Here is a 12,724-nt window from a genome sequence, read left to right as displayed (position 1 = left end):
CGGGGACCGGCGCTGCCGGCGCCCGCCGGGGCGGTCGGCCGGTGCCGCGGTCGGTGCGGAGCAGGCGGGGTCTGTGGCCGGCGTGCCCGCCGGTTCGCGGCCCGCGGCTGGGGGCGGCTGATCCCGCGCGCAGGCCGGGGCCATCGGCGCGGCGCGCATCGGTCGCGGGGAGGGTCAGCGCCCCGGGATATCGCCGAGGAACGGATTGGTCGCGCGCTCGCGGGCGATGGTGGTCTGCGGCCCGTGGCCGGGGCGCACGTCGGTGCCGTCGGCCCAGTCGCGGCAGACCCGCTCCAGGCTGCGCATGATCTCGCCGTGGTCGCCGCCGGGGAAGTCGGTGCGGCCGATGGAGCCGGCGAAGAGGAGGTCGCCGGTGAACAGGACGGGCTCCGCGCCGTCGGGCGCCAGGCCGTAGCACACCGATCCGGGTGTGTGGCCGGGTACGTGCTCGACCTTCAGCTCCAGCCCGGCGAGCGCGAGGGTCTCGCCTCCGGTGAGCTCGCGCAGGTCGTCGGGCTCCTCCAGCGCGGCCTGGCCCAGCAGTGCCGACAGCTGGACGGCCAGGGCGGGGTCGAGCCCCTTGGCGGGGTCGGTCAGCAGCGGCCGGTCGGCGGCGTGCACGTAGACGGGGACGCCCTGGTCGCGGGCGACCTCGGTCGCCGACCAGACGTGGTCGAAGTGGCCGTGGGTCAGCAGCACCGCAGCGGGGGCCAGCCCGTGCTCGGCCAGAAGGGAGGAGAGCTGCCCGGCGGCGTCCTGGCCGGGATCGACGACCACGCACTCCGCTCCCCGATCCGCGGCCGCGGCGACCACGTAGCAGTTCGCGGCGAGCGGCCCGGCTGGGAAAGCGGAGATGAACACGGTGAGCGCTGACTTCCTCTCGAACGTCCTGCCTGGCGGGCGCGGAGGGCGGCCGCCGAACCGCGCCCCGCCCGACCGAGCCTACCGAGGCGCGGGCGCGGCGGCGACCGGGTCGTGCCCGCCCCGCCGCACGTATAGCGCCGTCACATCACCATTCGATCACCGCCAGACTCACGACTCTTTGCCAAACGCCCCGTCAGTGTCATATTGGTCGCGTCGCACCCGTCCGGTGTGTCCGGACGGCATGCCTCGATACGGCTTGGGCCGTTGATGTGCGACGACGCTGACAGGAGGCGGACGATATCCGGCGGGGTGTGCGGATATCGTGCTTAGTCACGGCGGTTCACACCGGCTCTCACCCAGCCGCCGCCGGACCACCCGGACCTGGCGCGATGCGCCGGGCTCATGACTGCTGGAGGACACGGTGACCACGGACCCCTGGGGCCGCGTTGACGACGACGGCACGGTCTACGTGCGCACGAGCGAGGGCGAGCGCGTCGTCGGATCGTGGCAGGCGGGCGCGCCCGAGGAGGCCCTCGCGTTCTTCCGCCGCAAGTACGACGCCCTGGTGACCGAGGTCGACCTGCTGGAGAAGCGGCTGCGCACCACCGACCTGTCGGCCTCGCAGGCGCTGTCGAGCGTGGAGAAGCTGCGTACCGCGGTGCGCGAGGCGAACGCCGTCGGCGACCTCGACGTGCTCTCGCGGCGCCTGGACGCGCTGACCGGGCAGGCCGAGGAGCGCAGGGTCGAGCAGAAGCAGGCCCAGGAGCAGGCCCGTACCGAGGCCCGCGAGGTCAAGGAGCGCATCGTCGCCGAAGCCGAGCGCGTGGCGGCCGAGACCACGCACTGGAAGTCCGGCGGCGAGCGGATGCGGCAGCTGATCGACGAGTGGAAGGCCGCGCCGCGCACCGACCGGCCCACCGAGCAGGCGCTGTGGAAGCGCATGTCGGCCGCGCGCAACTCCTTCTCCAAGCGCCGCAAGGCCTACTTCGCCGGGCTGGACCAGCAGCGCGAGCAGGTCCGCCAGGACAAGGAGGCCATCGTCACCGAGGCCGAGTCGCTTGCCGACTCGACCGACTGGGGCGGCACGGCCGCGCGGTACCGCGACCTGATGCAGCAGTGGAAGGCCAGCGGCCGCGCCGACCGCGCCAGCGAGGACAAGCTGTGGGGGCGGTTCAAGGCGGCCCAGGACCGGTTCTTCCAGGCGCGCAACGCCGCCTTCGCCGAGCGCGACGCCGAACTGCGCGTCAACGCCGACGCCAAGGAGCGGATTCTGGAGGACGCACGCAGCGAGCTGGCCGAGATCTCCGACCCGCGGGCCGCCCGCGCCCGGCTGCGCGGCTTCCAGGAGGCCTGGGAGGAGGCGGGCCCGCTGCCGCGCGACCAGCGCGACCGGCTGGAGGGCGCCTTCCGCAAGCTCGAGGACGAGGTGCGCCGGGCCGAGGACCACGAGTGGCAGCGCACCAACCCCGAGGGGCGTGCGCGCGCCGAGTCCACCGCCAGCCGGCTGCGCGACTCGATCGCCCAGCTGGAGGACGACCTCGAGCACGCCAGGGCGCGCGGTAACGAGCGCCGGATCCGCGAGGTCGAGGAGGCGCTCAGCGCCCGCCGGTCCTGGCTGGACGAGGCCGAGAAGGCGCTGGACGAGATGAGCTGAGCCGGGGCGCCCGGCGGCCGCCCCGGGCGGGCTCCGCGCTCGCCCCGGCGCGGCCGCCGGCCGCGCTCAGTGCTTGGCGACGGTGAGCACCACCGCGGAGTCCTCCAGCGCCTCCAGCGAGGCCTCCTCCCGCGGCATTACCAGCAGGTCGTTGGCCCTGCCCTCCCAGGTGTCGCCGCCGGCCTTGAGCCGCACGCGTCCGCGCAGCACCAGCACCGTCGCCTCGCCGGGATTGGGATGCTCGGAGAGGGCGTTTCCCTTGGTCAGCGCGATGAGGGTCTGGCGCAGGGTCTGCTCGTGCCCGCCGTAGAAGGTCTCGGAGCTGCGGCCGGCTGAAGCCGCCGCGGCGGTCTCCATGTGCTTGCGTGCCAGGGCGTCCAGCGACAACTTGTTCATGACTGCAGTCTGACCGCTGGACGGCGGCTCACACGCCGCAAAACGCCGCGCATGCCCGGTGCCGGCGGCGCGCCGCGCAGGCGGGGGTGTCAGTTCTTCATCCGGTAGACGTCGTAGACGCCGTCGACGCCGCGCACGGCCTTGAGGACGTGTCCGAGGTGGGTGGGGTCGGCCATCTCGAAGGTGAAGCGGCTCAGTGCGACCCGGTCGCGGCTGGTCTGCACGGTGGCCGAGAGGATGTTGACGTGCTGGTCGGAGAGCACGCGGGTGATGTCGGACAGCAGCCGGGAGCGGTCCAGCGCCTCGACCTGCAACGCGACCAGGAACATGGAGTCCTCGGTGGGCTGCCAGTCGACGTCGACCATCCGGTCGCGGTCCAGCGCGCGCGTGTTGACGCAGTCGCTGCGGTGCACGGACACACCGTTTCCGCGGGTCACGAACCCGACGATGCTGTCGCCCGGGACCGGCGTACAGCACTTGGACAGCCGCACCCACACGTCGGAGTCGCCCTCGACCACGACGCCGGGGTTGCCGGCGGGGCGCGACCGCGGCCGCGAGCGCGTGGGCAGTGAGGACTCGGCGATGTCCTCCTCGGCGCTCTCGATGCCGCCCATGGACTCGACGAGCTTCTGCACGACGTTCTGCGGGCCGATGCGCCCCTCGCCGACGGCGGCGTAGAGCGAGTCGACGTCGCCGTAGCGCAGGTCGCGCGCGAGCGCGATCAGCGCCTCGCCGCTGAACAGCCGCTTTATCGGCAGCTCCTGCTTGCGCATGACCCGGGCGATGGCGTCCTTGCCCTGCTCGATGGCCTGCTCGCGGCGCTCCTTGGTGAACCACTGGCGGATCTTGTTGCGCGCGCGGGCGCTCTTGACGAGCTGCAGCCAGTCGCGGCTGGGGCCGGCGTCGCTCGCCTTGGAGGTCAGGATCTCCACGGTCTCGCCGTTGTGCAGCTCGCTCTCCAGCGAGACGAGCCGGCCGTTGACCCGGGCGCCCACCGTGCGGTGGCCGACCTCGGTGTGCACCGCGTAGGCGAAGTCGATGGGGGTGGCGCCCTGCGGCAGCGCGATGGCGTCGCCCTGCGGGGTGAAGACGAACACCTCCTGCACCGACAGGTCGAAGCGCAGCGACTCCAGGAACTCCCCGGGGTCCTTGGTCTCCTGCTGCCAGTCGATGAGCTGGCGCAGCCAGGCCATGTCGGCGGTGCCCCGGGACTTGGCGCTGTCCTTGGCCGAGGCCCGCTCCTCCTTGTACTTCCAGTGCGCCGCGATCCCGTACTCGGCCCGGCGGTGCATGGCGCGGGTGCGTATCTGCAGCTCCACCGGGTTGCCCGACGGGCCGATCACGGTGGTGTGCAGCGACTGGTACATGTTGAACTTGGGCATCGCGATGTAGTCCTTGAACCGTCCGGGGACGGGGTTCCACCGCGCGTGGATCGTGCCCAGGGCCGCGTAGCAGTCGCGGACACTGTCGACGAGCACCCGCACGGCGACGAGGTCGTAGATCTCGTCGAAGCCGCAGTTGCGGGCGATCATCTTCTGGTAGATCGAGTAGTAGTGCTTGGGCCGGCCGCGCACCGTCGCCTTGATCTTGGCCTCGCGCAGGTCGGCCGAGACCGCCTCGATGACATCCTGCAGGTAGACGTCGCGGCGCGGTGCCCGCTCGGAGACCAGGCGGGCGATCTCGTCGAACCGCTTGGGGTAGAGCGTGGCGAAGGCCAAGTCCTCCAGCTCCCACTTGATCGTGTTCATGCCCAGCCGGTGGGCCAGCGGCGCGAAGATCTCCAGGGTCTCGCGGGCCTTCTTCTCGCGTTTGGGCTGGGGCAGGTAGCGCAGGGTGCGCATGTTGTGCAGCCGGTCGCACAGCTTGATGACCAGCACCTTGATGTCGCGGGACATGGCCACGACCATCTTGCGCACGGTCTCGGCCTGGGTCGCCTCGCCGTACTTGACCTTGTCCAGCTTGGTGACGCCGTCGACCAGCTCGGCGATCTCGTCGCCGAAGTCGTCGCGCAGCTGGTCGAGGGTGTAGGTGGTGTCCTCGACGGTGTCGTGCAGCAGCGCGGCGGCCAGCGTGGGCTCCTGCATACCCAGCTCGGCGAGGATGGTCGCCACCGCCAGCGGGTGCGTGATGTAGGGGTCGCCGCTCTTGCGCTTCTGTTCGCGGTGGTGGTACGCCGCGACCTCGTAGGCACGCTCGATGAGCCGGACGTCGACCTTGGGGTGGGTCGCCCGGACGGTCTTGATGAGTGGTTCGAGGACCGGGTTCATTGATACCCCCCGCTGTGCACCGAGTCGTGCGAGTCTGCGGCGTACCCGCACGCTGGACGACGGGCTGGAGCGGGCCGGTGCGGCGCTCCCGCCGTCGGCGCCGGTGCCGGGACCGGGGCTTGCGTCGGACCGGGCTCCGGGGTCGGCGGGCTCGGCGGCCTGCGCTGCGGGGGGCGCGGGTGTCCGCGGTGGGTCGTCAGGGCGCTCCTGCCCGCTCAGGGAGGCCCCGCGCAGCGCGGAGGCCGCCTCAGCCGATACCGCATCGCCTGCCATGGACATCCCTCCCGCGGCCAGTCCCGGGGACCGGGTGCGCTCCGCCCGTCGTGCGGGAGGCCACCGCTGCGCGGCGGTGTTGCCGCCGCTCGGCCCGCCGGGTCGACGTCTGCGTCGTAAAACGTCAGGTGTCACCTGTACCAACGCGTCGCCGCAGCTCCGTTATGCCCGCGAGTCTACTGCTGCGCCGCAGCGGTCTTCGCATGTCAGGGCTGCAGAAGGAGCGGGGCCGGGCAGGGTGCGCCGGACTCCGGCCCGTTCAGACCACGGCCAGTGCGTGCGGCTCCACGTCGGTCAGTCTCCGCCGGCCCTGGAGGAAGCCGAGTTCCACGAGGACCGAGAATCCCACGACCGTACCACCGGCCTTGTCCACGAGCTCCACCGCGGCCCGTCCGGTGCCACCGGTGGCGAGCACGTCGTCGACGATCACCACGCGGCTGCCCGGGCTGAGCGCGTCGGCGTGCATCTCGACCGTCTCCGAGCCGTACTCCAGATCATAGGACGCGCGGTAGGTCTCGCGCGGGAGTTTCCCCGCTTTGCGCACCGGTACGAAGCCGGCGCCCAGCGCGAGGGCGACCGGTGCGGCGAGGATGAAACCGCGGGCCTCCAGCCCGAGCACCGCGTCCACCTCCGCCTGCTCGTAGCGCGCGGCGATGCCCTCGACGACGGCCTGCAGCGAGGAGGGCTCGGCCAGCAGCGGGGTGATGTCCTTGAAGACCACCCCTTCCTCGGGGAAGTCGGGAACGTCGCGCAGGCCGGCCTTGATGAGGGCGCTCAGGTCAGCGGGCATGGCAGGGGGAGTCTCCTCGTCTGGTCGGTGGGCACGGCGGCTCGGGGGGCCGCGCGGCGCCCGACCCGGCCGGCGGTTCGGGCGGCACGGGGCGGGCGCGGACACGCGAAGGCGACGGGCCCGCCCCGGGGACCCGTGCGGTCGCTTCGCCTGCTACCTCGGGCCGTCGTTCTTGTCGTCGTTGCCCGGGAAGTCGGGCCGGTCCTCGACCGGGGTGTCGTCGCTCACGCCGTCGTTGGGGCGGACCACGTCGCCCACGCCGGCCTTGAGCATCCGGATCCGCGTGCCGGGGGAGATCTCCAGTTCGATCTCGCTGTCGCGCACCTCCACGACGGTTGCGTAGAAGCCCGCCTTGGTCAGCACCTCGACACCCGGCTGCAGTTCGCCCTGCATCTTGGACTCCTGCTGCTTGCGCTTCTGCTGCGGGCGCAGGATCAGCAGCCAGAAGACCAGTGCGATCAGCACGAACGGCAGGATCATCCCGAGGAGCCCGCCTTGTCCCTGGGCGCCATCGGCCAAAATTGTCTGAGCCAGCACGGGGTGTCCTTCCATCGTTTGTTCCGACCTTCGCGGCCGCGCCGCCACGCCGGTGGCGGGGCCGTGTCCGCGGCTGTCGCCGCCGCAGGTCAACGCTCCGCAGGCGGCGCGTGTTCCCATCGGCCGCACGCCCGTGGGCATCGTTGCCGTTTCGCAAGGTCCGGCACTCAGTTTACCTACCGGCGGTCCGGCTTCGCCCGGGCACTCACCGCGGTGTCGGCGGCCCGGTTCCGGAGCCGGGGGCCGGTGGGACCGGACCGGCTAGGAGCCGCTTGTTCCGGGCGCCTCGGCGGCGCGCGGGGCGGCCGCGCTGTCGGCGGCAGCGGCGGCGCCGAAGGCGGCGTCGGGGGGCGGCGCGATGCCCAAATGGCTCCAGGCGTCGGGGGTGGCGACCCGCCCGCGCGGGGTGCGGGCGACGAAACCGGAGCGCACGAGGAAGGGTTCGGCCACGACCTCGACCGTCTCGGGCTCCTCCCCCACCGCCACGGCCAGGGTTGACAGGCCCACCGGCCCGCCGCGGAACTTGCCGCACAGCGCCTCCAGCACCGCGCGGTCGAGGCGGTCCAACCCGTGACCGTCGACCTCGAACAGCGCGAGCGCCGCGCAGGCGGTGTCGCGGGTGAGGCGGCCGTCGCCGTGCACTTCGGCGTAGTCGCGCACCCGCCGCAGGAGCCGGTTGGCGATGCGGGGTGTGCCGCGCGAACGCCCGGCGATCTCGGCGGCGGCGTCGCCGTCGACCTCGACCCCCAGCAGGCCGGCCGAGCGGTGCAGGATGCGCTCCAGGTCGGCGGCGGCGTAGAAGTCCATGTGCGCGGTGAAGCCGAAGCGGTCGCGCAGCGGCGCGGGCAGCAGGCCCGCGCGGGTGGTGGCGCCGACCAGGGTGAAGGGGGCGACGTCCAGCGGGATGGCGGTGGCGCCGGGGCCCTTGCCCACCATCACGTCGACGCGGAAGTCCTCCATGGCGACGTAGAGCATCTCCTCGGCCGGACGCGCCATGCGGTGGATCTCGTCGAGGAACAGCACCTCGCCCTCGTGCAGGGTCGACAGGACGGCGGCGAGGTCGCCGGAACGCTCGATCGCCGGCCCCGAGCTGATGCGCAGCGGCGCCCCCAGCTCGGCGGCGATGATCATGGCCAGCGTGGTCTTGCCCAGGCCGGGCCCGCCCGACAGCAGCACGTGGTCGGGGGCGCGGCCGCGCCGCTGGGCGCCGCGCAGCACCAGGCTCAGCTGCTCGCGCACGCGCTCCTGGCCGACGAAGTCCTCCAGGAGCCGCGGCCGCAGCGCACCCTCAAGCGCGCGCTCGTCGGTGTCGGCGTCGGCCGAGACGGCGTCCCGCTCGTAGTCGCTCATGGTTTCGCCATTCCTAGGCGCGGCTCAGGCGGCGCAGGGCGCTGCGCAGCAGCACGGCCACATCGGGGGTGTCGGTGGCTTCGGAGGCGACGGCGTCGGCCGCGGCCTCGGCGTCCTTGGCCGACCAGCCCAGGTTGACCAGGCCCGAGACCACCTGCGGACGCCACGGCGCCTCGGGGGCGGGTGCGGCGCCGTACTCGGCGAGGGCGGGGTCGGCGGCCGGGGGCGGGCCGAGCTTGTCGCGCAGTTCCAGAGCGATGCGCTGGGCGCCCTTGGGACCGATGCCCGAAACCCGGGTGAGGGCGGCGGTGTCCTCGGCGGCCACGGCGGCGCGCAGTGCGTCGGGGGTGTGCACCGCCAGGATGCCCAGCGCCAGCCGCGGCCCCACACCGCCGGCCTGCTGCAGGCGCTCGAACACGTCGCGCTCGTCGTCGTCGGCGAAGCCGTAGAGGGTCAGCGAGTCCTCGCGCACCACCAGGGAGGTGGCGACGGTGGCGTGCTCGCCCACCCGCAGTCCGGCGAGGGTCGCCGGTGTGCAGTGCACCGTCATGCCGACACCCCCGACCTCGATCACGGCGGTGCCGCCGGCGCGGGCGGCCACCCGGCCGCTGAGGAACGCGATCACTGCGAAGGTCACCTTCCCTGGGGGTCGGGGGCGCGGCGCGAGCGACGCGCGAGCTCGACCTTGCGGGCGAAGTCCTGCTGGGCCCGGGCGATGCGGTCCTGGGCGCCGCCGCGCCAGATGTGGCAGATGGCCAGGGCGAGCGCGTCGGCGGCGTCGGCGGGTTTGGGCGCGGCGTCGAGGCCGAGCAGCCGCGCGACCATGGCCTGGACCTGCGCCTTGTCGGCCCGGCCGCTTCCGGTGATGGCGGCCTTGGCCTCGCTGGGCGTGTGCAGCGCGACCGGCAGCCCGCGGCGCGCGGCGCAGGTGATGGCGATCGCGCTGGCCTGCGCGGTGCCCATGACCGTGCTGACGTTGTGCTGGGCGAAGACCCGCTCGACGGCGACGGCGTCGGGGGCGTGGTCGTCGAGCCAGCGCTCGACGCCGCGCTCCACGCCCAGCAGCCGCTCGGCGAGGTCGCTCCCGGGGTCGGTGCGCACCACGCCGGCGGCGGCCAGCGTCAGCGAGCGGCCGACGGAGCCGTCGACGACCCCCACCCCGCACCGGGTCAGCCCGGGGTCGACCCCCAGCACGCGCATGGTCGGCGGCTCCCTTCCGGCCCGGGCCTCGAACGTCCGTTCGCAGAGCCTACCGCCCGCAGGCCCCACCGCGCTCGGGGGACACGGGTCGGGGGCGGGGGTGCGCCGGGGACGCCCGGGCTACATGCCGTTGCGGGAGCGGATCGCAGTGAGGTCCTCGCTGATGCGGAACAGCACGATCAGCACCTCCAGGCCCACGCGGGTGAGCAGCGCCGCCACGGCGCCGCCGACCAGGGAGCCCAGCAGCGTGAGCAGCCCGGTCAGGGGGCTGAAGCCCATCAGCCCGAAGGAGCTGACGACGCCGCTGAGGGTGACGATGGCGATCAGCACCAGCCAGAGGACGAACAGGACGTGGATGATCCGGGTGGTGACGAAGCTGCGGAACCGCAGGTCGAACAGCGCGGCGAAGAAGCCGGCGCCGTCGGCCGCGGGAGGCGGTGCGGCGGGTGCGGGTCCCCCGGGGCCGCCGTAGGGCTGCTGGGGCGGCTGCTGCCAGCCCTGCTGGGGCCCCGATGCGCCGGGCGACGGAGGCGTGCCCGGCTGCCCCGGCTGCGGTCCCGGGTAGCCGCCGGCGCCGGAGGGGCCCGGGGTGTCCGGGCCGGGCTGTCCGTACTGGCCGCCGTAGTCGGGGCGGCCGGGCTCGTAGGGGTTCTCGCCGGGGGGATTCATCAGGAGCTTTCCTCACGGGGGGCGGTGCTGACTGCTTCGGCGAGTGGCCACTCTATCGCGCGCGGCGAGGGGGCGCCGGGCTGTCGGATGAGGCGGGGGCCGCGGCCGGCACCCGGGCGCGGGCCCGCCGGGCGGCGGGGGCGAAACGCCGCACGCCCCGTGTCCGGTCTCCGGGTGCGGGGCGTGCGGCGAAGGTGTGTGCGGCGCGGGCGCTAGCCGATCTTCGCCATGATCTCGTCGGGGATGTCGACGTTGGTGAAGACGTTCTGCACGTCGTCGGAGTCCTCCAGGGCGTCCACGACGCGCATGACCTTCTTGGCGTCCTCCTCGCCCACCTGCACCTCGACGCTGGGCAGGAAGGAGGTGTCGGCCGAGTCGTAGTCGATGCCGGCCTCCTGCAGGGCGGTGCGCACGTTGACGAGCTCGCCGGGCTCGCTGACGATCTCGAAGGACTCGCCCAGGTCGTTGACGTCCTCGGCGCCGGCCTCGACCACGGCGAGGGTGACGTCGTCCTCGCTGACGCCCTCCTTGGACACCAGCACGACGCCCTTGCGGCTGAAGAGGTAGGACACCGAGCCGGCGTCGGCCATCGAACCGCCGTTGCGGGTGACCGCCACGCGCACCTCCGAGGTGGCGCGGTTGCGGTTGTCGGTGAGGCACTCGACGAGCAGGGCGACGCCGCCCGGGGCGTATCCCTCGTACATGACGGTCTGCCACTCGGCGCCGCCGGCCTCCTCGCCGGAGCCGCGCTTGCGGGCGCGCTCGATGTTGTCGAGCGGGACCGAACTCTTCTTCGCCTTCTGGATGGCGTCGAACAGGGTGGGGTTGCCCTCCGGGTCCCCGCCGCCCGTGCGCGCCGCCACCTCGACGTTCTTCACCAGCTTGGCGAAGAGCTTGCCGCGCTTGGCGTCGATGGCGGCTTTCTTGTGCTTGGTGGTGGCCCACTTGGAGTGGCCGCTCATGCCTGTCCTTTCACCATGTCGACAAAGAGCCGGTGTATCCGCGGGTCACCGGTGAGTTCGGGATGGAAAGAGGTAGCCAGCAGGCCGCCCTGTCGTACCGCCACGATCCTACCGGCCCGCTCACCGTAGGCGATCTGGCCGAGGACGCGCACGCGCTCGCCGACGGCCTCGACCCAGGGCGCGCGGATGAAGACCGCCTCGAAGGGGTCGCCCCCGACGCCGTCGAGGTCGATGCCCGCCTCGAAGGACTCGGTCTGGCGCCCGAAGGCGTTGCGCCGCACCGTGATGTCGAGCCCGCCCAGGGTCTGCTGGTCCGCGGCGCCGTCGAGGATGCGGTCGGCCAGCAGGATCATGCCGGCGCAGGTCCCGTAGGCGGGCATGCCGTCGCCGATGTGCTTGCGCAGCGGCTCGACGAGGTCGTAGCGCGCGGCGAGCTTGGACATCGTGGTGGACTCCCCGCCGGGCAGGACCAGCCCGTCGACCCGGTCGAGGTCCTCGGGGTGGAGGACGGGGACGGCCGGGACGCCGAGTCCGCCGAGCACGCGCAGGTGCTCGGCGGTGTCGCCCTGCAGGGCGAGAACGCCGACGGTGGGTGTCGCGGACACGTGCTTCCTCGCTTCGGTGGCTCTCGGTCGCCGGTGCACGCGCAGCGCTGCGCCGGCGCGGGGCGCTCCCGCGCCGGCGGCGCCGGCGGGGCTACCAGCCGCGTCCGGCGTAGCGCTCGGACTCCTCCAGGTCGTCCAGGTTGATGCCGACCATGGCGTTGCCGAGGCCGCGCGAGACCTTCGCGATGACCTCGGGGTCGCGGTAGTGCAGGGTGGCCTGGACGATGGCGTCGGCGCGCTTGGCGGGGTCGCCGGACTTGAAGATGCCCGAGCCGACGAAGACGCTCTCGGCGCCGAGCTGGCGCATCAGCGCGGCGTCGGAGGGAGTGGCCACGCCGCCGGCGGAGAACAGCGGCACGGGCAGCCTGCCGAGCGTGGCGACCTCCTTGACGACCTCGTAGGGCGCCTGGATCTCCTTGGCGGCGCCGAAGAGCTCGGGCTCGTCGAGGGTGCCGAGCCGGGCGATCTCGCTGCGGATGGCGCGCATGTGGCGGGTGGCCTCGACGACGTTGCCGGTGCCGGCCTCGCCCTTGGAGCGGATCATGGCCGCGCCCTCGGCGATGCGGCGGAGGGCCTCGCCGATGCTGGTGGCGCCGCAGACGAACGGGACGGTGAACGCCCACTTGTCGATGTGGTGGGCCTCGTCGGCGGGGGTCAGCACCTCCGACTCGTCGATGAAGTCGACGCCGAGGGACTCCAGCACCTGGGCCTCGACGAAGTGGCCGATGCGGGCCTTGGCCATCACCGGGATGGAGACGGCCTCGACGATGCCGTCGATCATGTCGGGGTCGGACATGCGGGCCACACCGCCGTGCCGGCGGATGTCGGCGGGCACCCGCTCCAGGGCCATGACCGCCACGGCACCGGCGTCCTCGGCGATCCGGGCCTGCTCCGGGGTGACCACGTCCATGATCACGCCGTTCTTGAGCTGCTCTGCCATCCCGCGCTTGACGCGGGTGGTACCGACGGCGCTGCCTGCCGGGGTGTCAACGGTGTTGGTCACGGTTGCGGACTCCCAATTAGTCATTCGGGCGGACCGGGGCGGGCGGCCCGGTGCGCGCTGGTAGGTCGACGTGGCACGTCAGCGGCGTGCCGCCGGTGCTGTCCCGGTTTCCATGGTAGTTCACCCGTTCGGATGGCTCTGTGGTGGCAACAGT

13 protein-coding genes are annotated in these 12,724 nt (G+C 73.0%); 1 reads left to right on the top strand and 12 read right to left on the bottom strand.

The genetic code is table 11. The features are described 5' to 3' along the window. Nucleotides 1–174 precede the first annotated feature (174 nt). Complete coding sequence (locus ABEA15_RS17370; protein WP_345557563.1) at nt 175–861, bottom strand: MBL fold metallo-hydrolase; 687 nt, start codon at nt 859–861, stop codon at nt 175–177. 424 nt (nt 862–1,285) lie between these two features. On the opposite strand from ABEA15_RS17370, the gene ABEA15_RS17365 reads away from it, so the two are divergent. Then, nucleotides 1,286–2,518, top strand: a complete 1,233-nt coding sequence (locus ABEA15_RS17365; protein ID WP_345557562.1) for a DUF349 domain-containing protein — start codon at nt 1,286–1,288, stop codon at nt 2,516–2,518. Nucleotides 2,519–2,584: 66 nt separating this feature from the next. Here ABEA15_RS17365 and ABEA15_RS17360 read toward each other — a convergent pair whose 3' ends face one another. The 11 genes from ABEA15_RS17360 to pdxS all read right to left on the bottom strand — a co-directional run bounded on the left by ABEA15_RS17360 (nt 2,585) and on the right by pdxS (nt 12,594). Beyond that, nucleotides 2,585–2,914 carry a cupin domain-containing protein gene (locus ABEA15_RS17360; protein ID WP_345557560.1) on the bottom strand — a complete coding sequence of 110 codons (330 nt, stop codon included), beginning with the start codon at nt 2,912–2,914 and terminating at the stop codon, nt 2,585–2,587. Nucleotides 2,915–3,003: 89 nt separating this feature from the next. Next, entirely contained in the window at nt 3,004–5,181 is a 2,178-nt protein-coding gene (locus ABEA15_RS17355) for a RelA/SpoT family protein (RefSeq protein ID WP_345557559.1), read from the bottom strand. Nucleotides 5,182–5,713: 532 nt separating this feature from the next. Continuing rightward, the gene (locus ABEA15_RS17350) at nt 5,714–6,244 is read right to left on the bottom strand and encodes an adenine phosphoribosyltransferase (protein WP_344145281.1); all 531 of its coding nucleotides are present in this window, start codon (nt 6,242–6,244) and stop codon (nt 5,714–5,716) included. Between the two features lie 153 nt (nt 6,245–6,397). Beyond that, on the bottom strand, nt 6,398–6,796 hold the full coding sequence (gene yajC / locus ABEA15_RS17345; protein ID WP_386699399.1) for a preprotein translocase subunit YajC: 399 nt from the start codon (nt 6,794–6,796) through the stop codon (nt 6,398–6,400). Nucleotides 6,797–7,042: 246 nt separating this feature from the next. Beyond that, nucleotides 7,043–8,131 (bottom strand): Holliday junction branch migration DNA helicase RuvB, encoded by a 1,089-nt coding sequence (gene ruvB, locus ABEA15_RS17340; protein WP_344145283.1) that lies wholly within the window; start codon nt 8,129–8,131, stop codon nt 7,043–7,045. A 13-nt stretch (nt 8,132–8,144) separates the two neighbouring features. Next, nucleotides 8,145–8,756 (bottom strand): Holliday junction branch migration protein RuvA, encoded by a 612-nt coding sequence (ruvA, locus tag ABEA15_RS17335; protein WP_345557613.1) that lies wholly within the window; start codon nt 8,754–8,756, stop codon nt 8,145–8,147. Nucleotides 8,757–8,764: 8 nt separating this feature from the next. Continuing rightward, complete coding sequence (gene ruvC, locus ABEA15_RS17330; protein WP_344145287.1) at nt 8,765–9,331, bottom strand: crossover junction endodeoxyribonuclease RuvC; 567 nt, start codon at nt 9,329–9,331, stop codon at nt 8,765–8,767. 120 nt (nt 9,332–9,451) lie between these two features. Further along, nucleotides 9,452–10,000 carry a DUF4282 domain-containing protein gene (locus ABEA15_RS17325; protein ID WP_345557556.1) on the bottom strand — a complete coding sequence of 183 codons (549 nt, stop codon included), beginning with the start codon at nt 9,998–10,000 and terminating at the stop codon, nt 9,452–9,454. 212 nt (nt 10,001–10,212) lie between these two features. Beyond that, on the bottom strand, nt 10,213–10,962 hold the full coding sequence (locus ABEA15_RS17320; protein ID WP_345557554.1) for a YebC/PmpR family DNA-binding transcriptional regulator: 750 nt from the start codon (nt 10,960–10,962) through the stop codon (nt 10,213–10,215). After that, nucleotides 10,959–11,567 (bottom strand): pyridoxal 5'-phosphate synthase glutaminase subunit PdxT, encoded by a 609-nt coding sequence (gene pdxT, locus ABEA15_RS17315; protein ID WP_344145293.1) that lies wholly within the window; start codon nt 11,565–11,567, stop codon nt 10,959–10,961. Before pdxT ends, ABEA15_RS17320 begins: the two co-directional genes overlap by 4 nt. 91 nt (nt 11,568–11,658) lie before the next feature. After that, complete coding sequence (gene pdxS / locus ABEA15_RS17310) at nt 11,659–12,594, bottom strand: pyridoxal 5'-phosphate synthase lyase subunit PdxS (protein ID WP_386699395.1); 936 nt, start codon at nt 12,592–12,594, stop codon at nt 11,659–11,661. Between the last annotated feature and the right edge of the window lie 130 nt (nt 12,595–12,724).

The sequence above is a fragment of the Streptomonospora halophila genome (genome assembly GCF_039542725.1).
Classification (GTDB): Bacteria; Actinomycetota; Actinomycetes; order Streptosporangiales; family Streptosporangiaceae; genus Streptomonospora; species Streptomonospora halophila.
This window is presented reverse-complemented; position numbering and strand designations above follow the sequence as displayed.

Bases quoted from the DNA above. Each gene is read 5' to 3' on its own strand.
- ABEA15_RS17360 (WP_345557560.1), bottom strand. From the start codon at position 2,914: ATGAACAAGTTGTCGCTGGACGCCCTGGCACGCAAGCACATGGAGACC.
- ABEA15_RS17355 (WP_345557559.1), bottom strand. From the start codon at position 5,181: ATGAACCCGGTCCTCGAACCACTCATCAAGACCGTCCGGGCGACCCAC.
- ABEA15_RS17350 (WP_344145281.1), bottom strand. From the start codon at position 6,244: ATGCCCGCTGACCTGAGCGCCCTCATCAAGGCCGGCCTGCGCGACGTT.
- yajC (WP_386699399.1), bottom strand. From the start codon at position 6,796: ATGGAAGGACACCCCGTGCTGGCTCAGACAATTTTGGCCGATGGCGCC.
- ruvB (WP_344145283.1), bottom strand. From the start codon at position 8,131: ATGAGCGACTACGAGCGGGACGCCGTCTCGGCCGACGCCGACACCGAC.
- ruvC (WP_344145287.1), bottom strand. From the start codon at position 9,331: ATGCGCGTGCTGGGGGTCGACCCCGGGCTGACCCGGTGCGGGGTGGGG.
- ABEA15_RS17325 (WP_345557556.1), bottom strand. From the start codon at position 10,000: ATGAATCCCCCCGGCGAGAACCCCTACGAGCCCGGCCGCCCCGACTAC.
- ABEA15_RS17320 (WP_345557554.1), bottom strand. From the start codon at position 10,962: ATGAGCGGCCACTCCAAGTGGGCCACCACCAAGCACAAGAAAGCCGCC.
- pdxS (WP_386699395.1), bottom strand. From the start codon at position 12,594: ATGACTAATTGGGAGTCCGCAACCGTGACCAACACCGTTGACACCCCG.